16 protein-coding genes and 1 pseudogene are annotated in these 21,941 nt (G+C 61.9%); 7 read left to right on the top strand and 10 right to left on the bottom strand.

Annotated features, from left to right (window positions below; genetic code table 11):
* The first annotated feature begins 681 nt into the window (after nucleotides 1-681).
* On the top strand, nucleotides 682-1,359 hold the full coding sequence (locus HBJ59_RS29585) for a sterol desaturase family protein (protein WP_167665602.1): 678 nt from the start codon (nucleotides 682-684) through the stop codon (nucleotides 1,357-1,359).
* Between the two features lie 54 nt (nucleotides 1,360-1,413).
* Here the strand turns inward: HBJ59_RS29585 and HBJ59_RS29590 are convergent, their stop codons facing one another.
* From HBJ59_RS29590 to HBJ59_RS29605, 4 genes are all read right to left on the bottom strand, one after another.
* The gene (locus HBJ59_RS29590; protein WP_167665603.1) at nucleotides 1,414-2,883 is read right to left on the bottom strand and encodes a hypothetical protein; all 1,470 of its coding nucleotides are present in this window, start codon (nucleotides 2,881-2,883) and stop codon (nucleotides 1,414-1,416) included.
* Nucleotides 2,884-3,004: 121 nt separating this feature from the next.
* Entirely contained in the window at nucleotides 3,005-4,069 is a 1,065-nt protein-coding gene (locus tag HBJ59_RS29595; RefSeq protein WP_167665604.1) for a lipocalin-like domain-containing protein, read from the bottom strand.
* On the bottom strand, nucleotides 4,059-6,533 hold the full coding sequence (locus HBJ59_RS29600) for an FtsX-like permease family protein (protein ID WP_167665605.1): 2,475 nt from the start codon (nucleotides 6,531-6,533) through the stop codon (nucleotides 4,059-4,061). Before HBJ59_RS29600 ends, HBJ59_RS29595 begins: the two co-directional genes overlap by 11 nt.
* A 1-nt stretch (nucleotide 6,534) precedes the next feature.
* On the bottom strand, nucleotides 6,535-7,203 hold the full coding sequence (locus tag HBJ59_RS29605; RefSeq protein ID WP_167665606.1) for an ABC transporter ATP-binding protein: 669 nt from the start codon (nucleotides 7,201-7,203) through the stop codon (nucleotides 6,535-6,537).
* Nucleotides 7,204-7,549: 346 nt separating this feature from the next.
* Here HBJ59_RS29605 and HBJ59_RS29610 point away from each other — a divergent pair, with 346 nt between their 5' ends.
* From HBJ59_RS29610 to HBJ59_RS29630, 5 genes are all read left to right on the top strand, one after another.
* Nucleotides 7,550-8,233, top strand: coding sequence for a histidine phosphatase family protein (locus HBJ59_RS29610; protein WP_167665607.1), 684 nt, complete (start codon nucleotides 7,550-7,552; stop codon nucleotides 8,231-8,233).
* Nucleotides 8,234-8,583: 350 nt separating this feature from the next.
* Nucleotides 8,584-10,239: a lipid IV(A) 4-amino-4-deoxy-L-arabinosyltransferase gene (gene arnT / locus HBJ59_RS29615; RefSeq protein WP_167665608.1), complete on the top strand. Its 1,656-nt coding sequence runs from the start codon at nucleotides 8,584-8,586 to the stop codon at nucleotides 10,237-10,239.
* A gap of 59 nt (nucleotides 10,240-10,298) precedes the next feature.
* On the top strand, nucleotides 10,299-11,819 hold the full coding sequence (locus tag HBJ59_RS29620) for a glycosyltransferase family 39 protein (RefSeq protein ID WP_167665609.1): 1,521 nt from the start codon (nucleotides 10,299-10,301) through the stop codon (nucleotides 11,817-11,819).
* A gap of 67 nt (nucleotides 11,820-11,886) precedes the next feature.
* Nucleotides 11,887-12,648, top strand: coding sequence for a M15 family metallopeptidase (locus HBJ59_RS29625; RefSeq protein ID WP_372241511.1), 762 nt, complete (start codon nucleotides 11,887-11,889; stop codon nucleotides 12,646-12,648).
* A gap of 83 nt (nucleotides 12,649-12,731) precedes the next feature.
* Nucleotides 12,732-13,454, top strand: a complete 723-nt coding sequence (locus HBJ59_RS29630) for a L,D-transpeptidase (protein ID WP_167665610.1) — start codon at nucleotides 12,732-12,734, stop codon at nucleotides 13,452-13,454.
* Here the strand turns inward: HBJ59_RS29630 and HBJ59_RS29635 are convergent.
* The 5 genes from HBJ59_RS29635 to HBJ59_RS29655 form a co-directional block, all read right to left on the bottom strand.
* Nucleotides 13,421-14,281 (bottom strand): alpha/beta fold hydrolase, encoded by an 861-nt coding sequence (locus HBJ59_RS29635; protein ID WP_076015717.1) that lies wholly within the window; start codon nucleotides 14,279-14,281, stop codon nucleotides 13,421-13,423. The two genes, HBJ59_RS29630 and HBJ59_RS29635, sit on opposite strands and share 34 nt — an antisense overlap.
* Nucleotides 14,282-14,703: 422 nt before the next feature.
* The gene (locus HBJ59_RS29640; RefSeq protein ID WP_167665611.1) at nucleotides 14,704-16,284 is read right to left on the bottom strand and encodes an ABC transporter ATP-binding protein; all 1,581 of its coding nucleotides are present in this window, start codon (nucleotides 16,282-16,284) and stop codon (nucleotides 14,704-14,706) included.
* A complete protein-coding gene (locus HBJ59_RS29645; RefSeq protein ID WP_167665612.1) occupies nucleotides 16,281-17,108 on the bottom strand; it encodes an ABC transporter permease in 828 nt (275 codons plus the stop codon). Before HBJ59_RS29645 ends, HBJ59_RS29640 begins: the two co-directional genes overlap by 4 nt.
* The gene (locus tag HBJ59_RS29650) at nucleotides 17,108-18,085 is read right to left on the bottom strand and encodes an ABC transporter permease (protein WP_076015720.1); all 978 of its coding nucleotides are present in this window, start codon (nucleotides 18,083-18,085) and stop codon (nucleotides 17,108-17,110) included. The genes HBJ59_RS29645 and HBJ59_RS29650 overlap by 1 nt, the downstream gene beginning before the upstream one ends.
* Nucleotides 18,082-19,665 carry an ABC transporter substrate-binding protein gene (locus HBJ59_RS29655; protein ID WP_167665613.1) on the bottom strand — a complete coding sequence of 528 codons (1,584 nt, stop codon included), beginning with the start codon at nucleotides 19,663-19,665 and terminating at the stop codon, nucleotides 18,082-18,084. Before HBJ59_RS29655 ends, HBJ59_RS29650 begins: the two co-directional genes overlap by 4 nt.
* Nucleotides 19,666-20,005: 340 nt before the next feature.
* On the opposite strand from HBJ59_RS29655, the gene HBJ59_RS29660 reads away from it, so the two are divergent.
* A complete protein-coding gene (locus HBJ59_RS29660; protein ID WP_167665614.1) occupies nucleotides 20,006-21,358 on the top strand; it encodes a tetratricopeptide repeat protein in 1,353 nt (450 codons plus the stop codon).
* A gap of 360 nt (nucleotides 21,359-21,718) precedes the next feature.
* Here the strand turns inward: HBJ59_RS29660 and HBJ59_RS31320 are convergent.
* Nucleotides 21,719-21,941, bottom strand: a pseudogene (locus HBJ59_RS31320) (IS110 family transposase); the annotation flags it as partial.

A 21,941-nucleotide genomic window follows, 5' to 3' on the forward strand; every position in this document is an offset into this window, starting at 1 on the left:
AGCGTGGTTTAACGGGGCGCCTAAGATCAAGATCAACAGCAGATCAAGAGCACAGCGGCCTACAGGCCGGCTTGAGTGTGGTGAAGCAACAGCAACAGCAACAGCAACAGCAACAGCAAAATCAGAAGCGGGCACGGTCCAAATGTGGGAGCGGGCTTGCTCGCGAAGGTCGTTAACGATGACGCGGGCATCCTGATTCAACGCGGCGGTCTCAGGTTTTTCGCGAGCAAGCTCGCTCCTACAGAAAAGCAGCTCTGCTTTTGCTTTTAACACTCAAGCCGGCCTGTAGGCCGCTGTGCTCTTGCTTTTGATCTGGCTTGTGATTTTGATCTGCGGGCCCCGTTAACCACGATGGCCGCAAGCAGGCACGGTGGAGCGGGTAAATCGGCAGGGATGCCGATTTAGCCGCGCCGGGCCATGGATGGCCCGTCGCGGCGGCCCGCGGAGCCGAGCCGGAGTGCGGGCATGCCGAGCCTGGGCGAGGCACCGAGTGGTGGGGCAAAGACCTTTTGGTTACTTTTGGGGCGTTTGCCAAAAGTGACCCGCTGTAAGAGCGGAACCATAAGCCGCCGTTACCGAAGAAATGGATATGTACACAGGAATCCCCCCCGCGAAGCCAAGCAATCCCCCCAATCCCAACTAAGCTCACCCCCCAACAAAAACAACACCGAGCGCCCCCCAATGACCCACCCCACCGAGGCCTTCCGCGCCAGCTACCGCGCAAGCATCACCCCCCACTACAACCCATGGCTCCACGCCGGTTTCGTCCTCGGCTACGGCCTGCTCTGCATCACCCTGTACTGGTCCACCACCCAACAAATCCACCCCCTGGAATGGCTGACCATCCCCCTCACCCTGATCTTCTTCAACCTGTGCATCTACCTCGTCCACCGCCACCTGGGCCACCACAAACACACCCTCGCCCGCCTGTTCTACGCCCGCCACACCGGCGACCACCACAGCTTCTTCACCCCTGGCCACATGACCTACGACAGCCCGCGAGACTGGCGCGTCATCCTGTTCCCCGCCTGGCTCATCCTGCTCCACAGCCTGGCCGTTACCCTCCCCGCCTGGTGGCTGCTCAAACACCTCAACCCCAACGTCGCCGGCCTGTTCGCCGGCTGCATGATCCTCGGCTATCTGCTCTATGAATGCTTCCACGCCTGCGAACACCTGCACCCCGACCACCCCTTGGCCCGCCTGCCGTGGATCCGCCAGATGCATCACCTGCACGCCCTCCATCACCGTCGTGAACTGATGCAAGGGCGCAACTTCAATATCGTCCTGCCGCTGATGGACTACCTGTTCGGCACCCTGCATTGGGAACCACCAGCGCGTGAATCAAAAAAAGACCCATAAAAAACGCCCCACCTAAGTGGAGCGTTTACAGTTCAGAGGGCTCTTGTGCGCCCGTTATCGGCCAATGATGTCCTGGCTGCAGATATGCCCCAGGCTCACATAGGCAACGTTATCGCCACCGACGCCGACATTCGGCAGTTCCTTGAGGTCGATGCGCCAGCCGCCGACGTTGTACCAGGTGTCCCAGAGGTACTTCACGCCCGTGCTGCTGTCGTAGTACTGGGCACGGTAATCCCCCACACAACCGCCCAATTCCGCGCTTCCGGATGTTTTGCCAGCACTGTCGGTGACGTCCGAGAATACCGTCCAGTTAAAGTCCGGACCCGGAACAAAACGCTTGTCGACCTTGAGCTGTGAAGTGACCCCCACCAACGGTACGCCAGTGCTGTCTTTCCATTCGGTTCTCCAGGTCATGAGACGACCAACCTGGGTCGCCAGAGGTGCGATGCCCACCGGGATTCGGGTCACCGTTCCGCCCCTCGCATCGGAGTCCGTCAGGCGCGGACTCGAACCGAACGTCAGCTTGTACTCGGACGTGGCATCCCACGCCTCAGCGGGGTTGGCCCGCACGCGCGCCTTGTAGACAAAGCCTGGCGCCCGGCTCGGAAAGGTCGCCGTCGAGCCACCCGGAATGTTGACCCAGGCGCTGCCGTTGAAGTACTCGAAGATCCACTGATTGCGCACGCCCTTGTCGTCATCACCGAGGAACAGGCTGACACCCTGCCCGCGTACGGCGGCGAAATCGAAGTAGTCAACGTCATCCGGGCTGTCGAGGTTGCCCGCCAGATAATTCAAGCGGTCCGGCAAGGCGAAGGCAGTTTCCGCAGTGTCGTTGGGCTCGTAGGCGTCAATTGCCGTGTTGACGATCGCGCCGAAGTCGAAGGCCGAACCGTCGGCAACCTTGGCCTCCAGGAACCAGTAGTAGTCCCCGGCTTCAAGCATGCCGCTGATGACTTCGTCGCCGTTGCCCGGGTTATCAGAAGTGATCAGTGCCGTCAGGTTGTTCTGCCCGTCGTCCTGGAACAGCGTCAGGGCCATTTCGGTCCCCGGCTGCTGGCCGGCGAGGTAGATCTGCACCTTGGCCTTGGCGGGCACATTAAAGTGGAAGCACTTTGATTCACCGCTCTGCAAGCCGTCATAGCTGTAACCGACGTTAATATCGAGGCTGTCGCACAGCGGTATAAACGCGGCCTGGGCCGCAGGCGCCTTGGCCGGTTTTACCAGCCGGGTGGCCGGCGAGACCTGCACACTTTCAGAAGGCTTCGCGACACTGGCAGCCTTCTTGGGCACACCGAGGGTCTTGGTTTTTTGTGCAGCCTTGAGCTTGTCCAGGACCTGCGCCGAAGACGCGGAGGCCTGCACCTTGCCACCAGATTTCAGGGCCCCCTTGACCGCTGCACTCAAGCTTTTTTCGCTCAGATGCACGCTGCTCTGCGACGGGTATTGCTCGGCCAGGGCAAAGGCCGAAACGAAGCTGACAGCCATCATGGCCGCGCCCAATACAAAGGCTTTTTTAGATTTCATTTTTTATCCATCCATAGTTAAAAAATTGAAGCTCAGGTAACCGGTGACATCCGGTCACCTGGGATGGAATCTAATTAATTACTGTATGTATGCCCAGTATTTTGTAAGCCGATTCTTACAATTAATACCCAGTCATCTCCAGGTACCCCACCCCGCCCTGAAATTTCACCGGCCCTTCCCAGTAGGGAATGCTCAGGTTCATCCAGGCCTTTGGGTTGACCGCTTCCGTGGTGATATCCAGATGTTTGCCCGGAATTTTCAATGACCACTGGGTGGGAATGCTGCGCCCATCGATCGCGGTCGTGCCCAGTGGCGTCAGTTGAATATCCTGGTTGTGCAGGGTCTGTGTGTGGCCATCCTTGTCGATCCAGGTGCCAGTCAGGTACGACGGTCCGTCTGTCTGCCGCACCCGAAACAGCATCAGCTGCTCGCCGCTGTCCAGGTGCAGGGAGAACCAGTCCCAGCCGGTCTGGCTGGCGGTCAGGGGCTGGCTGCTCCATTCGCGGTCGAGCCAGGCGGTGCCGGTGACTTGATAAGGTTTTCCATCGATGGTCACGCGGCCATCCGCCTGGAAAAACGGCTGGCTGTAGTAGTACGACGCCTGGCCCTGGTCGGACTTGCGGCTGTAGCCGTTATCGCCCTGGAGCACCAATGGCCGGCTGGAGGTCAGGTGCAGGTCGTAGTTGAAATGCTCTCCAGCGGCCTTCAACTGCATGTCCGCCAGAGGGCTGGCGGCATCGAGGCGGGTGGCGAAATTCCAGTCATCGATCCAGGCATTGAATGGCACCGCCTGGGCGCCCGCCTGACCCACGCCGCCACGGGCATAGCGTTCGGCGGCATAATGCCGGGTAGCCGAGGTCACGGCGGCGTGGCCGAGCCAGATCGTCGAGTCGTGCCAGCCCGGTTGCGTCGGCCCGGCCTTGAGCGCGTTGCGAAACAGCGTCCATTGCACGCCGTAAGCATTGCCCTCCCCATCCTTGAGGTTGGCGGTGAGGTACCACCATTCGATGCGATAGCCGTCATGGGGGCCGTGGTCCTCGGGAAAGCTGAAGACTTTGCCGGGCACCACTTGGGCAAAGTCCGCCGCCTGGCTGCCCAGCCCGGCGAAGCTTGCTTCAGGCGCTGGCGGTTTGTCGCAGGCGCCGAGCAGCAGGAAGGTCGCCCAAAGCAGGCACTTAATCTTCATTGGCAAAGGTCCTCAACAAATCCGCCGGGCGACTGCGGTACAACTGCCACAGCGGCCAGGCCGACGCCAGCAAGGTGGCCAACATCGCCAGCCCCAGCAGTTGCGCCAGTTGCCACGGAAATACCTGCAACGGCAGGCGCCAGCCGAAGGCCTGGACGTTGATCACTACATCCAGGCACCACGCCAGCAGCAAGCCCAACGGCAATGCCAGTATTAGAGTCAGCACCGCCAGCAGCCAGGTTTGGCCGAGGTTGAGCAGCATCAATTGGCGGCGCGTCACGCCCAGCGCCCACAACGGCGCCAACTGGCCGAGGCGGCTTTGACTTTGGGTCAGCAGGCTGATGAACAACGCCACGCCGGCTACTCCCAGGGTCAGGCTGTTGAGGGCGGCGGTGGCGGCAAAAGTCCGTTCGAAGACCTGGCTCGACCAACCCTTGAGCTGCTGCTGATCGACGATGCGGCTGTCTTCCAAGGCGAACCGGTTCTGCACTTCACGCACCAGTAGCGGTACATTGCCGGGCAGTACCCGCAGGTTGAAACGTGCCGGTGATAATCCCGGCCAGTGCTGCAACAGGTGCCGCGAGTTCACCAGCAGATGGCCTTTGGGGTTGCCGTAATCGGCGTAAATCCCCACCACCTTGGGCGACCATGGACCTTCAGGCGTGGGAATGTTGATGAAATCGCCCAGCCGCACCTTGAGCCTGCGCGCCATTTGTTCGCTGAGCATCAGGGTGTCGTCCTGCAGCAACTGGCCCCATGGGTCCGTCGCCGCTTCCAGCAACGGCCAATGCTCGCGATAAGTAGGATCGTCGACCACGCCGAACAGGTCCGCTGGCCAACCTTGCAGTTGCACCGCAACCTGCCAGGTGGGCAGTACCGCCTGCACCAGTGGCTGCTGCACCAGCCAGGTTTGCAGCGCGTCGGCCTGGGCCGGGTTTTGCGGGTTGAGGTACAGCTCGGCGGTCAGGCGTTGTTCCAGCCAGTTGTTGAAGGTGTGGCGAAAGCCCGATGTCATCGAACCCGCACCGATGTTGGCGGCCAACGCCAGCAGCAAGGCCATCAGCGCCAGGCTCAGGGCCGGCAACTGCTGGCGGCAATCGGCGAGAAACCATTGCCCCAACACCGAACGGCTGCGCCCCAACACCGTCTTCAGGACGCCATTGAGCACCACCGGCAAGCCCAGCGCCGCGCCCAGCAACAAGGCCGCCATCAAGACAAACCCACTGGCCAGGCTGTCACCAAACATCAGCGCCAGCAGCGCGATCAATAAGGCAGCGCCTGCCACCCAGCCCTGACGCCGCAGCCAGCGCCCATGCGCCTGATGCCAGGCCTGGGCATTGGCCAGTGCCAGCAACGGTAAACGCGCCGCGCGCCACAAACTGCTGGCCCCGGCAAGCAATGCGCCGAGCAAACCCAGGCCCAGGCCACTGAGCCACCACAGCGGGCTAAGGCTCAGTTGGCCGGGCACCTCGGCTCCGTACAAGCCGCGCAAACTGGCGGCCACGTCCGGCAGCAACAGGCTGGCGAGCAAGTACCCGCTGGCCACGCCCACCAGGCCGCCGAGCATGGCCATGCCACCGAGTTCGACCGCCAGGCTGAGGATCAGCATCCGCGCGCTGACCCCGCACGCACGCAAGGTTCGCAGCAGGCCGCGCCGTTGTTCCAGGGCCAGGCCGATGGCGGCGTGCACGATAAACAGCCCCACGACGAAGGACAAAAAGCCCAGTGCATCGAGGTTCAGGTGGAAGCTTTCAGTGAGGCGTGCGAGGTTGTTTTCTTCGGCCTGCTTGAGTTGCAGTTGCGCGCCCAATTCGGGCGGCAAGGCGGGATGAGCCGCAGCAAAGGCCTTGTCCAGCAACAGCCGCGACAAACGTTGAGGCATGTCCAGCAGGGGTTGGGCGAAGCCAATGTCAGTCAGTAACAGTCCGGGAGCCATGTCCGGTTGTACATGCAGGGGCGGCAGCGCAAGCCCGGCGGCCGTCAGCGGCTGATCACCTTCTTTCAGGCCCAGCGCCTGCAAGGTCTGCGGTGCAATCCAGGTACGTCCCGGCGGGTTGAAGAACGCGACCATCTGCGCCCGGTCCAGGGTCTGCCCGGCCACCGCACCACCGCCAGGCAACGACACCGGGTCGATGCCCATCACTTGCAAGCGCTGGTCTTCATGCCCCTTGAGCGTCACGCGGCCCTGCACCACCGGCGACACCGGCCACCCGGCGCGGCGCAGCTCGGCGAACAGCGCCTGGGGGAAACTGGCACCGTCCGGCGCACCGAGGCTGGCCTGGGGTTCGCCACCGATCAGTTGGCTGGCGCGGGCGTAGCTGTCCCGCGCCTGGCTATTGAGGGCTTGCACCCCGGTCAACAGCGCGGTGGCCAGCCACAGGCCGGTGAGCACGCTGAAAAACTGCACCGGGTGGCGGCGCCAATGGCTGAGCAACGCGCACAGCGTCCAATAGAAGACACGCATTTCAGAGGGGATCCGCGGCAAGTACCTGGCCGCGGTGCAACACCACCTGCTGGTCCAGGCGCGCGGCGATACGCGGGCTGTGAGTCACCATCAACAAGCTGGTAGGGCTGTCCCGCAGCAGGTCCAGCAGCAGTTGCAGCACTTCATCGCTGGTGGCCTCGTCGAGGTTGCCGGTGGGTTCGTCCGCCAGCAACAAGCCGGGCCGCGACGCCAGGGCTCGCCCCACCGCCACCCGTTGCTGCTGGCCGCCGGACAGTTGTTCGGGGTAACGCTTGAGCAAGTCTCCCAGGCCCAGGCGTTCCACAAGCTGTGCTTGCCATGCCGGATCGAGGCGCCCGGCCAGGCGCGCCTGGAATGCCAGGTTGTCTTCGACTCGCAGGCTGCCGATCAGGTTGAACTGCTGGAACACCAGGCCGATCTCGGTGCGGCGCCAGTGGGCCAACTGCGCTTCGCTCATTTGGTCCAGGCGCTGATCGCCGACCTGGATGCTGCCACGGTCGACCTGGTCGAGCCCGGCCACCAGATGCAGCAGCGTGCTTTTGCCACTGCCGGATTCCCCCATCAACGCCAGGCTGCTGCGCTCCCCCAGGTAAAGGTCGACACCCGCCAGTACAGCCAGCGGCCCCTGCGGCGTGCCGTAACGCTTGAATACCCCTTGTACCTGCAGCATCACCCTTCCCCATACGCTTCTGGACTTAAGCCGGAGAATAACGGTTGTCACATTTTTATGTCACAACCATGGGCAAAAGGAGCGACCCATGACCCCCTGCAAATTTTTCACATCGATTTCACCCGGCGGCCACCTGCCGCACTTTAAATTGCCGCCCACGAACAGATAACAGGCTGATTATTTTCAAGCCTTGCAGTGCAAGTGAACAAATTTTTATATCGGTATGTTCAGCAAAAAGACAGCGCCCCTGTGACACGCTTTTGCACATTCCTGCCTAAGCGCTCTTCACTTGGCGCCCTGCCTAACTTGCTGCTGGCAGTTACCGGATTACGCCTGGAAGTTACCAATGGTGAATAGTGTGGTTGACCTGACTCTAAGCAAGTCTCGCTCGCGCTGGGCGTTTTTAAAACAGTTGAACAAGCTATGGCTTGGCGTGGCGGGTATCGTGATGGTCAGCCTCGCGGTAACAGCGTTTATCTGGTGGCCAAGATCGCCGCTTGACCTGGGCGTGGGCCATCGCCTGCTCACTTCCGGCGTGCTGGAAGCCTGGCGCAACGGAGACCTGGTAATACTGGTGCGCCATGAAGAGCGCTGTGACCGCTCCAACAACCCCTGCCTCGGCCCGGCGGACGGCCTGACGACCCTCGGCACGTTGTCCGCCAGCGCTGTGGGCAAGGCGTTTCAGACCCTGGGCATGGAAAACACTGACGTCCTGAGCAGCCCCACGACCCGCACCGCGCAGACCTCGCTGTTCATGTTTGGCAAGGCCGAATTGTCACCTGGCCCGCTGGCCATCTGCGGCCCTGCCATCGGCGAAGAACTGCGCCCCCATAAACAGCCTGATCGCAACTTGCTGCTTGTCACTCATAGCGCCTGCATCAGCGACTTCGAGGAGGCGCTGGGCTTCGAACATGCTGCACATGCCGAATACGGCAGTGCATTGTTTGTAAAGCTTCTGCCCAATGGCAAGTTCAAGGCGCTGGGCATTATGAACAGCAAGGACTGGGCGGCCGCACTTAAACAACTTTAGAACACTTCTTTACATTTAATCATTCAAGTTCGTTCAGCAAAAAGACAGCCATGCCATGGCATCTTCTACCTATTTTTAATAGGCGTTTTTTCCAGAAAACTCTTAGCTCGCTAACTTTTCACACGTTAACACCATGACGATGATGTTCGATGCCTCATTGGACGCCACACGTTTAACGAACTTAACCAGGGCGCATGGACACTCCGTTTCGCGCCCACTAACAGACTGTTTAAGGAATAACGTTCTGTGCCGGATGTTTACCCGACCACAACCACGCTTCACCCCTCGCGCATGGCTGTTCCAGTGCTCGCGCTGATCCGCCGTCAATACCGCTTGAGAGTGCAATATTCATGACCCGCCTTAAACCATTGCCGGTATTGCTACTGGCATTCGTGATGTTCTATTTGTTGCCGCTGGGCCTGCACGGCCTGTGGATTCCCGACGAAACCCGCTACGCCCAGATCAGCCAGGAAATGATCATGAGCGGCAACTGGGTATCACCGCACTTCATGGGCGTGCGCTACTTCGAAAAACCCGCCGCCGGTTACTGGTTGATCGCGTTGGGCCAAGCGATATTCGGTGACAACCTGTTCGGCGTACGCATCGCCTCCGCGCTGACCACCGGCTTGAGCGTGATGCTCGCCTATCTGATCGCCCGCCGGCTGTGGAGCGACCCGCGCAAGAGTTTTGCCTGCGCGCTGCTGTATATGAGCTTCGGCCTGGTGGCCGGGCAAGCGGGTTACTCCAACCTGGATCCGCAATTCACCTTCTGGGTCAACCTGAGCCTCGTGGCCCTGTGGTTTGCCCTCGACAGTGCCAACCCACGTACCCGCCTCGCCAGTTGGACTTTATTGGGTGTGGCCTGCGGCATGGGCTTCATGACCAAGGGCTTCCTTGCGTGGCTGCTGCCGGTACTGATCGCCCTGCCTTACATGCTCTGGCAGCGCCGCCTGGGCGAGCTGCTGCGCTACGGCCCGCTGGCGATTCTGACGGCGGTCGTGGTGTGCCTGCCCTGGGCGCTGACGGTCCACCTGCAGGAGCCGGACTTCTGGCGCTTCTTTTTCTGGCACGAACACATTCGCAGGTTTGCCTCCGACAACGCCCAACATGCGCGGCCGTGGTGGTTCTACCTGCCGCTGATGGTGGTGTCCTGCCTGCCGTGGGCGGCGCTGCTGCCAGCAACGCTATGCAAGGCCTGGAAGGACAAAGGCCAACCCGCCATCGTCTTCCTCGCGCTGTGGATGCTGCTGCCCCTGGGCTTTTTCAGCCTGAGCAACGGCAAGTTGCCAACCTACATCATGCCGTGCCTGCTGCCGCTGGCGCTGCTGATGGGCCATGCGTTGATCGACCTGCTGGCCAACGCCCGCACCCGCACGCTGCGCGTCAATGGCCTGCTCAACCTGGGCATCGGCCTCGCGGCGATGGTGACGTTGATCTACCTGCAAATCGACCGGCCGTTGTACGGCAACAGCCACAGCGAGATGTTCAACCTGTCCCTGACGTTCATCGTGCTGATGGGCTGGATGCTCGCCAACCTGCTGCAAGCGTTCCGCCCGCTGGTGCTGTGGGCGATGCCGGCCTTGGGCATTGGCCTGCTGGTGGCGCTGTTGCCCGCCGGCATGCCGGCGGTGATCGAAGATAACCAGATGCCTGACCAGTTCGTGCTCCAGCACCTGGAGGAGCTGCAACAGACCCATGCGCTGCTGAGCAACGAACTGGAGTCGGCGTCTGCCTTGGCATGGCGCCTGCGCCGGCCCGAAGTGACGCTCTACAACACTGAAGGCGAACTGCGCTATGGCCTGCAATACGCTGACTCGATGCACCGCAAGGTGGATCTGGACAGCGTTCAAGCCTGGCTCAAGCAGGCGCGCCAGCAGGGCCCGGTGGGCGTGATGATGCGGGTCAGGAGCACCAGCGAAATGCGCGAAGCCGGCCAGCTGCCGCTGGGGGGCAAGCGTTATTACAAGGGCGATCTGGAGATCATCATTTACCCGGCATTGCCGTAACACAGCCGCATTAATGTGGGGTGACCCATTCGACGCTCATCCCACATCGGAACTGCTCCATGAATTTTTGGAAAACCGACCGCGGCGCCCTGCTGTTGCTCCTAGGCGTGTCCGCCGTAATCCTGCTGCTGGGCCTGGGCGCCCGCGACCTGTGGGGCCCGGAAACCCGCTGGGCGAACATCACCCTGCAGATGCTGCAAAGCGGCGACTACTTTGACCCGTACCTCAAGGGCACCCCGTACTACGACAAACCCCTGCCGTCGTATTGGCTGATCACCGGTTTTGCCAACCTGATGGGCGGCCTGGGGCCGTGGTCGTTGCGCCTGTCTTCGGTCATCTCGGCGTGGCTGAGCATCTGGTTGGTCTACCTGATCGGCGAGCGGCTATTTCGCAAAGGCACCGGCCTGATTGCCGGCTGGATGCTCGCGACCACCTTCTACTTCATCTTCTGGGCCCGAGTGGCCACGGCGGACGTGCTGACCGTGTGCGGGGTGCTGGCGGCCGTCTGGTGGTATTGGCGGGGGCCGGACGACACGCGGCTGGGGCGCTACACGGTGTTCTTCCTGTTACTGGCGGCGACGTCGCTGTTCAAGGGGCTGATCGGCTTTGTACTGCCGGGCCTGGTGCTGTTGCCGCACCTGCTCAGCGAACAGCGCTACAAGCGTCATCTCAACCTGCGGCTGGTGTTGGCCGTGGTTATCGCCGGGGCGTTCTATGCGATTCCGTTTGTACTGTCCCATCTCTACGGCGCACCGACCTACGGTGAAAGCGGCCTGGAACTGGTGTTCCGGGAAAACGTGGTGCGCTTCTTCGACCCGTTCGACCATATGGGACCGATCTACACCTACCTGATCTACCTCCCGGCCTACACCTTGCCCTGGGCCCCGTGCTGGATCCTCGGCCTGTGGCTGGCCGTGCGGCACTGGCGCGACACCCCGCCCAACACCCGCTGGCTGGTGTGGGGCCTGGGCCTGCTGTTTGTGTTCTTCACCGCCAGCGGCAGCCGACGCAGTTACTACGTGCTGCCGCTGGTGCCGTTCGCGCAGTTGCTGGCGGCGTGGTGGGTCAGTGAGCGTATCGCCCGCAACGGCACGGTCGGCCGAGCCTGGTACCGCGGCTTCGGCATCGCCGCCGGGGTGATGCTGCTGGTGCTCGGGGTGGTGTATCCGTGGACCAATGGCAACGGCGGCGTGACCCGTTTCGCTGCCGACGTGCAAGCGCAGGCGGAGAAAAGCGCAGCGTGGGATCAGTGGCAAATGGTGATGGTGGAAGTCGACAACAAGGTGCCGATGTCCCTGCAAAATCACGGCGCGCCGTTCTACTACGTGGCCGAAACCCAGGATTTTCCGCGCCAGGGCGACAGTGCGGCGTTCATGGCCTGGCTGGAAAAAACCAGCGGCCGCACCTTTGATCCCAAGCGCACGATTATTGTCACGCAGTACACCAAGGATGACCCGACGCCGCTGGCCTATCTGGGCAACGATCATCAGGTCATCACGACCCAGCCGGACAACGGCGAACGGTTGTTCCACAAGCGTGACGGTGGCAGCGTGGCGTTTGTGCCCAACGCCGCGCCGTAGCACTGGCGGCATGGGCCGGGCATTGCTAGTGTGGCGCGCTTAAGCCACCGCCCGAGCCCGGCCGCCCATGCCCTACTCTTTCCCCGCAGTTGCCGCCCTTAGCCTCCTGGTGCTCGCCGCGCCGGCAGCGGCAGACACGCCAATGCCAGCCAACATGGTTTACCTGCGAAACCTCGACCCGAGCATCGCCCAGGACATTCGCTACGCCAGCCCCCACAACTTCACCGGAGCGCCGCTGGACGGCTACAACGCCGCCGAATGCGTGCTGTCTGCCGACGCGGCAAAGGCACTGGTACGGGTCCAGGCCGAGTTGGCCAGGCAGGGTTACGGCTTGAAGGTATTCGACTGCTATCGCCCCAGCCGTGCCGTGGCGAACATGGGCCGCTTCGCCAGCCTGCCGGGCGATCCGGCCAAGGCCGAGTTCTATCCCCGGGTGAACAAGCAGGGTTTCTGGCGCCTGGGCTATGTGGCGAAGGTTTCCAACCATTCCCGGGGCGCGGCAGTCGACGTGACCCTGACCGGCCCCGATGCACGGCCAGCCCAGGCCTGGAGCGCCGACACCGCGGCGGTGGATTGCGCGGCCGATTACGGACGACGCCTGCCGGATGGCGGCCTGGACATGGGCACCGGTTTTGATTGCTTCGACGAAATGGCCCATACCAACAGCCCCCACATCAGCCAGGCGGCACGGCAGAATCGCCAACGGCTGAGCGCTGCGATGGCCAAGGAAGGCTTTGCCGGTTATGCCGGTGAATGGTGGCACTTCACCTATAGCCGAAACCCGGTGCGGGCCGAGCCGATGGACTTCCCTATCGAACCGCTGCGGTAACATCAAAACACAGCTTCAGCTTGATAAAGCCCGGGGCGAAAACTAGCGTTTGAGGTTTCCCTCTTTTCAAGGACTGAACGACGTTGAACACGCTCATCAAAACCTGCGCGGCGCTGCTGACGCTGCTTTCAAACGTGGCGCTCGCGCAAATCCCCGACGACAGCCGGCAACTGATCGTGGTCACCACCCCGGACTGGAACGCCCTTCAGGGCACCGCACAACGTTATGAGCGGCATGGGCAAGGCTTTCAGAAAGTCGGCGAACCGTTTGCCATCGTGGTGGGCAAAAACGGCATGGCCTGGGGCACCGGCCTTACCACGCCAACCCCCGACCAGCAGCCTCTCAAGCATGAAGGCGATGGCAAGGCCCCGGCCGGCATCTTCAAGCTCGGCAGCGCCTTCGGCTACGCCCCCACCGCCGATACCCGGTTGCCTTACACCGCCAGCACCGCCACCCGCGAATGCGTGGATGACAGCCAGTCCAGCCATTACAACACCCTGGTCGACCGCTCGGTGGTGAACAAGGACTGGACCAGCTCCGAGCGGATGCTGCGCAAGGATCAGCTGTACCGCCAGGGGATTTTTGTCGAGCACAACACCCCGGCTTCAGCCAACGCCGGTTCGTGTATTTTCCTGCATATCTGGCGCAGCGTCAGTGCGGGGACATTGGGCTGCACGGCAATGGAGTCGGTGAATATCCAGGCGTTGTTTGCCTGGCTGGACCCGCGAGAAAACCCGGTGCTGGTGCAACTGCCTGTGGCGCAGTACGACCTCTACCGTGAGCGCTGGAAACTGCCGTCACGTTGAGCTGACTGCAGACGGTGAAACGCGGCCAATACCTCATCGGGTTTTTCCAGCATGAGTTGGTGGCCGCATTCGGGTAGCAACTGATACTCGGCATTGGGCAAATGCCGGGCGAGTGCTTCGCCGCCGCTGGCCGGGGTCAGGCCGTCGCTGTCGCCGGCCAGCACACTCACGGGCAAGGTCAGGGTGAGCAGTGCATTGGCGTCTGGCCATTGGACGTTTTTCATCAGGGCCTTGAACATGTACAGCGGGTTGCGCTCGGTGAGTTTTTCTTCGTAGGCGACCAGTGCGGGGTCGGCCTTGGCGTTCCAGGCGGCCTGGCGGAAACCTTTGGCCAGCGTTGGGCGCAGCCATTCCAACATCCATGCGGGCAGGCGCATCAGGCCGCCGCTTTTGCCGGGGCGGTTCAGTTGGGTGCCCAGCAGTAATGCGGCTTCGATGGGGATCGCGGGGTTGGCCAGCAAGGCGCTCAGGCTCAGGCCGGTGCCGAAGGAGTGGGCGACGATGAGGTTGCGGGGGCCGCTGTAGCGTTTGAGGATTTCCAGGTAGTCGGCGACCAGTTCGGGCCAGGCATAGGCCTCTGGGTTATAGGGTTTTGCGCTGGCGCCGTGGCCCAGGAGGTCCCAGGCGACCAGGCTGTAGCCCTCGTTTTTCAGGGCTTGCCATAGGTGGCGCCACTGGTCTTTGTTGCCGCCGGCGCCGTGGCAGAAGAACACTACCGTGTCGGGTTGGGTGGTGCCCGCGTGATGGGTGATGCTCAGGTGACGGTTGGGGCGGATTTCCAGTTGTTGGCCCTGGATCACTGGCAGTTCGGTGAAAGAGGTCGGCATGGAGGTTTCTCAATAAGTGAAAGGGTTGGGTACATATCCGTTATTCAGGTGATGGCTTGTATCGGTTCCGCTCTTACAGCGGCTCACTTTTGAACAGCCGGAATGCCAGCCCAGTCAAACGTAAGCAAAACGCTCTTGCCCCACCACTCAGTTGAAGCAACAGCAAAATCAAAGGCGGACACGATCCAAATGTGGGAGCGGGCTTGCTCGCGAAGGTCGTTAACGATAACGCGAACATCCTGATTCAACGCGGCGCTCTCAGGTTCTTCGCGAGCAAGCCCGCTCCCACATAAAGCGGCTCTGCTTTTGCTCTAACACTCAGGTCGCCTTTGCCGCTTTTGCAACGTGACTCGCTGTAAGAGCGAAACCATAGGTGGCCGTTACCTGAATAACGGATATGCCCCCAACCCCAACAACCCAAGTCAGATCGCCTCAGCCATCAACAACTCCCGCGTATACGGATGCCGCGCATCAGCAAACAGCGCCGCCGTCTCCCCCTGCTCCACCACCTGCCCCTGACGCATCACCGCAATCCGATCACACAACCGCGCAGCCACCCGCAAGTCATGAGTAATAAACACAATGCTCAACTTCAACCGCCGCTGCAGCGACTCCAGCAGTTCCAGAATCTGCACCTGGATCAATGCATCAAGCGCCGACACACACTCGTCAGCGATCAACACCTTAGGCTCCACCGCCAACGCCCGGGCGATGCCTATGCGCTGCCGCTGCCCACCAGAAAACTCATGGGGAAACCGCTCAAACGCCGCTGCCGGCAACCCCACCAACCCCAGCAACTCACGGGCCCGCCGCTCGGCATCCGCCTTGGAAACCCCCTGCACCAAAGGCCCAGTCATAACAATCTGCCCCACTGTCTGCCGTGGATTGAGCGACGCAAACGGATCCTGGAAAATCATCTGCACATCACTGCGCAACGCTCGCAGCCGCCCTTCAGACAGCCCCGCGACATCCCGCCCCAACCACTCAATCCGCCCGCTGTCAGCGCGCAACAGACGCACCAGGCACCGGCCCAGGGTCGACTTGCCCGACCCCGACTCCCCCACAATCCCCAACGTTTCGCCTTCACGCAATTGCAGCTGAACCGCGTCCAACGCCTGAGTCGTACGCCGCCCCCACCAACCGCTACGACTGCTGAATACCTTACCCAGCGCTTCGGCCCTGAGCACCACCGGACCGGCCACCTGTGTACGCGGTACCAGCGGTTGCGCCGACACCGCCGCCAACAATTGCCGGGTGTAGTCTTCACGGGGCACCCGCAACACCGTCGGGGCCGTGCCCTGCTCCACCACCCGGCCCTTTTCCAGCACCAATACCCGGTCGGCAATCGCCTCAACCACGGCAAAGTCGTGGGTGATAAACAACAGCGCCATGCCCTTGTCCTGCTGGATCTTGCGCAGCAGGTCGAGAATCTGCGCCTGGGTGGTCACGTCCAGCGCCGAGGTCGGCTCATCGGCAATCAACAGCGCCGGATCAAACGCCAGGGCCATGGCGATCACCACCCGCTGACGCTGCCCGCCGGACAGTTCAAACGGATACGCCAGTCGCAAGCGCTCAGGGTCGGGCAAGCCGACATAACCGAGCAAATCCACCACCCGCTGACGCCGCACCCGTGCCGCTGCCACGCCATGGGCGCGCAGGGTTTCATCGATCTGTTCGCCCACCCGCAACAGTGGGTTGAGGGCGCTCATGGGCTCCTGGAATACCATGCTGATATCCCGCCCGCGCAGTTGACGCATGGCCTCCTCGCTGCGGTCGGCCAGGTCTTCGTCGCGAAACACCAGACGCCCGCGTTCTACCTTCAGCGAGTCCGGCAACTGGCGCAGCAAAGCCCTGGCCAGCATTGACTTGCCGGAACCGGATTCACCCACCACACACAAGCATTCGCCACGGTTCAGTTGCAGTGACAGGTCATACAGCGCATGGCTGCGGTCGGCACCGGCCGGCAAGGCAATGCGCAAATGCTCAACACTCAACAACGTCATAGCGACCTCCCGGGCTCAAAGGCCACACGCAAACCTTCGCCGACTCGATTGACCGCCAGCACGCACAGCACAATCGCCAACCCCGGCAGAAAGCTCATCCACCAGGCGTCCCGCAGCAAGCCACGGGAGGCATTGATCATGTAGCCCCAGCTCATGGCTTCCGGGTCGCTCAAGCCGAGAAACGCCAGGGCCGCTTCGGTGAGGATCGCCGTGGCCATGACAAAGGTCATGGTCACCAGCAACGGCGCCAGGGCGTTGGGCAGGATCTGCTGGACGATGATCCCCAGCGGCGACTGCCCCAGCACCCGCGCGGCCTGCACGAATTCGCGCTGGCGCAGGGTCAGGAACTCACTGCGCACCAACCGTGCCACCGCCGGCCACGCTACAAGTGCGATGGCCAGCACGATGGAGAACAGGGACGGCTCAAGGATCGCCACCAGGATTACCGCCAGTACCAGTTGCGGAATGATCTGGAAGAACTCGGCAATGCGCATCAGCACACCGTCGAGCCAGCCACCGAAATAGCCGGCGACCGCGCCGACCAGCAGGCCCACCACCAGGGTCGCCAGGCTGGCCAGCGCCCCCACGGCCAGGGACACTCGCGCGCCGTACAGCAGGCCACTGGCGAGGTCGCGACCGAGCAGGTCACTGCCCAGCCAATGGGCCGGGTCGTGGAATGGCGCGAGCATCGGCTGGCTGTTCATCTCCCATGGCGAGCTGCTGGTCAGCCAGGGTGCGGCGATCGCCAACAGCGTCAGCAGCAGCAAAAACAGCGCACCGATCAACGCCGCAGGCTGGCGCACAAAACGTCGGAAAACCAGCATCAGCCTTGCACTCCTGCACCGATACGCGGGTCGAGAAAACGACAGATCACATCGGTCAACACGTTAAAGCCCACCACCAGAATCGAGATCACCAGGAAACCGCCCATCAACACGCCGTAGTCACGCTGGGCCAGCGAGTCGTACATCAAGCGACCAATCCCCGGCCAGGAATACACCACCTCCACCAGCAACGCGCCGCTGGCCAACTGGCCCAGTTGCAAACCGGCAAAGGTCACCACCGGCAACAGCGCATTGCGCAACACATGCACGTACAAAATCCGCCGCGGGTGCAGGCCCTTGGCGTGGGCGGTGCGCACGTATTCCTGGCCAAGGGCGTCGAGCACGGCGGCGCGGGTCAGGTGGATATACAAGGCGAGGAACAGCACGCTCAACGACACGCACGGCAGCAGCAGGTGCTTGAGCCGGTCGAGCAGGGAAAAGTCCTGCGCCACCGTTTCCATGCCAAACGCCGGCAACCAATCGAGGCTGACGGAGAACAACAGGATCAGCAGCATCGCCAGCCAGAATGGCGGCATCGCATACAGCAGCAATGCGCCGTGGGAGATCACGCCATCCAGCCAGTGACGCTTCTGCCGGGCCCGGGCGGCCAACGTCCCCAGGGTGACGCCAAGCACCGACGAGAGCAAAAATGCCGAGCCCATCAGGGCCAAGGTCGCCGGCAAACGCTCGGCAATCAGCGACCACACCGGGGTCTGGTTGCGGTAGGAATAACCCAGGTCCAGATGGGCGATATTGCCCAGGTAGATCAGCAACTGCGTGAGCAACGGCTTGTCCAGGCCCATGGTCTGGCGCAGATGTTCGATGAACTGCACATCGTCCACCCCTGCCTCGCCGGCCAACAGCAGCGCCGGATCACCCGGCGCCAGGCGGATCAGCAAAAAGCCCAGCACCAGCACCGCCACAATCATCAACAGTGCCTTGAGCAGGCGACCGCTGAAATACAGCAACCCGTTCATGGTGCAGGCGCGTCGAGGTAGACGCTTTCGTAGTCTTCGTTAAGGCTGGTGGCGGTTTGCAGCAGGTTCTTCACCTCTTTGTGGAACAACGTCGGGTAGCGCATTTCGAAGATCGGCGCGATCGGCAGGTCGGTGTTCAGCACGTTTTCCAACTGGCTATAGAGCCTGGTGCGTTCCGGGCCTTCCGGGGTGTTGGCGACCTGGGTCCACAGGGCATCGGCCTCGGGGCTGTTGTAGCCGCTGACGTTGGCAAACGGCGAAGTCTTGAGGATGTAGTCGGAGCGGTACAGGTAGGCGTTGGTCAGGTACGGGTCGCCGATCTGGAAGATGAAGTTGTAGGTCAGGTCGAAGTCCCAATCGCTGACTCGCTGGAACCAGGTGGCGGCGTCGGACGTCACCACTTGTACCTTGAAGCCCAGCGGTTGCAGGGCTTGCTTGGTGTATTCGGCCAAGCGCTCCCAGGCGCCGCCCTTCTCGCCGTTGAGCAGGCGAATCCGCACGGCACCCACGTCCACGCCGGACTCGGCAATCAGCGCCTTGGCTTTTTTCACGTCATAGGTGTACTGCGGCAATTGCGGGTCATGGTACGGCGAGGTGGACACGAACTGGCCGGGGGCAACCTTGCCCGAACCGAAGAAGATGTTGTCGACGATGAACTGGCGGTTCAGCGCATACAGGATCGCCTGGCGCACCTTGGGGTTGTTCAGCGGTGGCTTGCGCGTATTGATCTGCAGGAAGGCCAGGCCGGAATACAGCTCCCAGCCTTTTTCCGACGACTGCACATCTGGCAAGGCGGTCAGGCGCTTGAGGTCGGAATAGTCGGCATCACCGCTGCGCAGCACCTGCACGTCGTTGCGCTCGAAAGCCGCAGCGCGGGACGAGCCGTCCGGGATCACGTGGAAGATGATCGCATCCAGGTGTGGCAGGCCCTTTTTCCAGTAGTCGGGGTTCTTTGCCAGCTTGATATAGGCGCCGCGTTTCCACTCCACAAACACAAACGGGCCGGTGCCGACAGGCTTGAGGTTATAGGGGTTGTTGCGAAAGTCAGTGTTCTCGTAGAGGTGCTTGGGTACCACAGGCCGCAGCCCGCTGCCCAGGGCCGAGAGCAACGGCGCGAAGGGTTTCTTGAGCTGGAACACCACCTGCAGCGGGCCTTTTGCGGTGATGCTGTCGACGTACTCGGTGAAGACCCCGCCCAGGCGCTTGTCCACTTCGGGGTAGAAGGCCTGGAAGCTGAACACCACGTCATCGGCGGTGAAGGCGTGGCCGTCATGCCAGCGCACGTTGTCCTGCAAATCGAAGGTGTAGGTCAGGCCATCGGGGGAAACGGTCCAGGCCTTGGCCAATACCGGTTTGGGTTTCAGGTCGGTGTCGAAGGTCAGCAGGCCCTGGAGGATCTTGCCGCTGACGTACTGGGTGGACACGTGGCTGACCACGCCGTGCATCAGCGACGGCGGTTCGGGTTGGGCCACCAGGTTCAGCACGCCGCCGTCATGGGGTTGCGCCTGAGCGGTGCCGGCCAGCAGCACGGCGCCAAGTCCCAGGTATGAAAGGACACGGCGAAAAGATAAAGGGCGCATGGAGACTCCTTGACTAAGGTTTTGTCAGGGATTTAGCAAGGGCTGTGCCATGGGGCGATGGCCTTGGGTTTACGGCGGTCAGGGGCCACCGCAGTGATGAAAAAACCACAGTGGCCGGGACGAGTGTGGAAAAAGCAACAGCCCGCCCTCTTGAGAAATGGTTGTGCGTAGCAGCTGCCGAGCCTTGGCGAGGCTGCGTCTGCGGTGTGTCAGGTAACCCGCCAACGCTGCCTCGCCAAGGCTCGGCAGCTGCTACGGTAAGGTTTGAAGTTTGAGGGACCCATCACTGGCACAAGGTTTGCCCGTCTAACCGCTATCTGAACCCATGAGTTTGAAGCGCATGTCACTGGATTATCTGGGCAACCCCATCGACACCCTCAACCCCGTCACCCGTCAGGGCCTGGATGATTTCATCGGTGGTTTTCTCGGCTATCAGCCCCGCGCCGAGGGCATTCTCACGGCGGCCGACGCCGATCCCGATTCAGCGCTGGCCAGTGGATTTGCCGGGCTGTTGCTGATGTTTATCGAGTCGCCTGAAGGCCCCGCACTGGCAGAGAAGTACCGCCAACGAGCGGCGGCGGTGAATTCGCAACATCCCCGAGCTCTACGGTATTTGGAGCTGCTGCAGGCCTGGATCAGTGATGAGCTGGATGAGGTGCTGCGCCTCAGCGAGCATCTGCTGGACCTCTATCCCCGGGACTTGTTTGCCGCCAAGCTCAACCAGTATCTGGAATTCAACCGGGGCAACTGGCCGGCGCTGCTGCGTATCGGTTTGAAAGCCACCGCCGGCGCGCCGGATATCGCCCACAGTCATGGGTTACTGGCGTTTGCGTATGAGCAGTGTCATTTGCTGGAGGAAGCCGAGGCCAGTGCTCGGGAAGCCTTGCGCCTGCAAGCGTCCGAGCCGTGGGCTCATCACGCGCTGGCCCATGTGATGCTGACTCAGGGGCGTATCGAGGAAGGCATCGGGTTTCTCGAGGGGGTGAAGCATCACTGGGACGGTTTGAACTCGTTTATGTACACCCATAACTGGTGGCACCTGGCGTTGTTTTATCTGGCACGCGGTGAGGACCAGCGGGTGCTGGAGATTTATGACCGGCATGTGTGGGGGATCTTGCCGGAGTACTCCCAGGACCAGGTGGGCGCGGTGTCGTTGCTGGCGCGGCTGGAGTTGGCCGGGATTGATGTGGGTGAGCGGTGGCAGGCGTTGGCGCCTTACCTGCAGCGGCGGGTTGGGGATGCGGTTCAGCCGTTTTTGAGTGTGCAGTATCTGTACGGGTTGGCCCGGGCGGGTAAGCCTGAGGCGGATCAGTTGTTGTCGGCTTTGCGCAGGCACAGCCTTGGTGCGCGGCCGGTGTGGGGGGAAGTCACTTTGCCGTTGGCCGAGGGGTTGTTGGCGCATGCCAGGGGCGATGCCGGGCGGGCCCTGGAGCAGTTGGGAATTGCGTTGCCGCGGCTGAATGAGATTGGCGGGAGTCACGCCCAGCGGGATTTGTTTGCGCAGGTGGAACTGGATGCGCGGCTGCGGATTGGGGATTGGTTCGGGGCGCAGCAGGCGCTGGAATTACGCCGGCGGTATGACGGGCTGGATGTGCCGACGAATCGGGCTTTGGTGGTGGTGTATGAGGCGCTGGGGTTGCCTGAGCAGGCGCTGCGGGCGCGGGCGCGGATTGGGGGTATATCCGTTATTTAGGTAACGGCCGCATAGGGTTCCGCTCTTACAGCGGCTCACTTTTGAAAAGCGCAAAAGTAACCAAAACGCTCTTGCCCCACCACTCGGCACCTCGCTTGGGCTCGGTGTGCCCTCACTCCGGCTTTGGAGCGTGGGCCGCCGCGATGGGCCATCCTTGGCCCAGCGCGGCTAACCCGGCGTCCTGCCGGGTTACCCACGCTCCAAAGCCTACGTTCGGCCAGCGTGGTTTAACGGGGCGCCTAAGATCAAGATCAACAGCAGATCAAGAGCACAGCGGCCTACCGGCCGGCTTGAGTGTGGTGGGCAACAGCAACAGCAAGATCAGAAGCTAAAGCGGGCACGGTCCAAATGTGGGAGATTCTATGGTTTGGGGGAAGCCCCCAAAACTGCTTTCGACTGGTATTCACTTTGGTTTTTCATGAGGGAGAGCGCGATACGCGCTAGCTTGCGAGCGATGATAACCAAGGCCTGAGTCGTTTTCAGGCCTCTGCCCAGATAGCTTTGATAGAGCGGTTTCCAAGCGTTTGACTTGATACCTGCTGACGCCGCGTTATGCAGCAACCGACGGATCTCCGAGTCCCCC

Source organism: Pseudomonas sp. AN3A02 (assembly GCF_011765255.1).
GTDB lineage: Bacteria > Pseudomonadota > Gammaproteobacteria > Pseudomonadales > Pseudomonadaceae > Aquipseudomonas.

Excerpts from the sequence above, each read along its gene's own strand:
- HBJ59_RS29645 (WP_167665612.1), bottom strand. The coding sequence starts at position 17,108 with ATGCTGGTTTTCCGACGTTTTGTGCGCCAGCCTGCGGCGTTGATCGGT.
- HBJ59_RS29605 (WP_167665606.1), bottom strand. The coding sequence starts at position 7,203 with ATGCTGCAGGTACAAGGGGTATTCAAGCGTTACGGCACGCCGCAGGGG.
- HBJ59_RS29640 (WP_167665611.1), bottom strand. The coding sequence starts at position 16,284 with ATGACGTTGTTGAGTGTTGAGCATTTGCGCATTGCCTTGCCGGCCGGT.
- HBJ59_RS29620 (WP_167665609.1), top strand. The coding sequence starts at position 10,299 with ATGAATTTTTGGAAAACCGACCGCGGCGCCCTGCTGTTGCTCCTAGGC.
- HBJ59_RS29650 (WP_076015720.1), bottom strand. The coding sequence starts at position 18,085 with ATGAACGGGTTGCTGTATTTCAGCGGTCGCCTGCTCAAGGCACTGTTG.
- HBJ59_RS29600 (WP_167665605.1), bottom strand. The coding sequence starts at position 6,533 with ATGCGTGTCTTCTATTGGACGCTGTGCGCGTTGCTCAGCCATTGGCGC.
- HBJ59_RS29590 (WP_167665603.1), bottom strand. The coding sequence starts at position 2,883 with ATGAAATCTAAAAAAGCCTTTGTATTGGGCGCGGCCATGATGGCTGTC.
- HBJ59_RS29610 (WP_167665607.1), top strand. The coding sequence starts at position 7,550 with ATGGTGAATAGTGTGGTTGACCTGACTCTAAGCAAGTCTCGCTCGCGC.
- arnT (WP_167665608.1), top strand. The coding sequence starts at position 8,584 with ATGACCCGCCTTAAACCATTGCCGGTATTGCTACTGGCATTCGTGATG.
- HBJ59_RS29625 (WP_372241511.1), top strand. The coding sequence starts at position 11,887 with ATGCCCTACTCTTTCCCCGCAGTTGCCGCCCTTAGCCTCCTGGTGCTC.
- HBJ59_RS29635 (WP_076015717.1), bottom strand. The coding sequence starts at position 14,281 with ATGCCGACCTCTTTCACCGAACTGCCAGTGATCCAGGGCCAACAACTG.
- HBJ59_RS29585 (WP_167665602.1), top strand. The coding sequence starts at position 682 with ATGACCCACCCCACCGAGGCCTTCCGCGCCAGCTACCGCGCAAGCATC.
- HBJ59_RS29595 (WP_167665604.1), bottom strand. The coding sequence starts at position 4,069 with ATGAAGATTAAGTGCCTGCTTTGGGCGACCTTCCTGCTGCTCGGCGCC.
- HBJ59_RS29655 (WP_167665613.1), bottom strand. The coding sequence starts at position 19,665 with ATGCGCCCTTTATCTTTTCGCCGTGTCCTTTCATACCTGGGACTTGGC.
- HBJ59_RS29660 (WP_167665614.1), top strand. The coding sequence starts at position 20,006 with ATGTCACTGGATTATCTGGGCAACCCCATCGACACCCTCAACCCCGTC.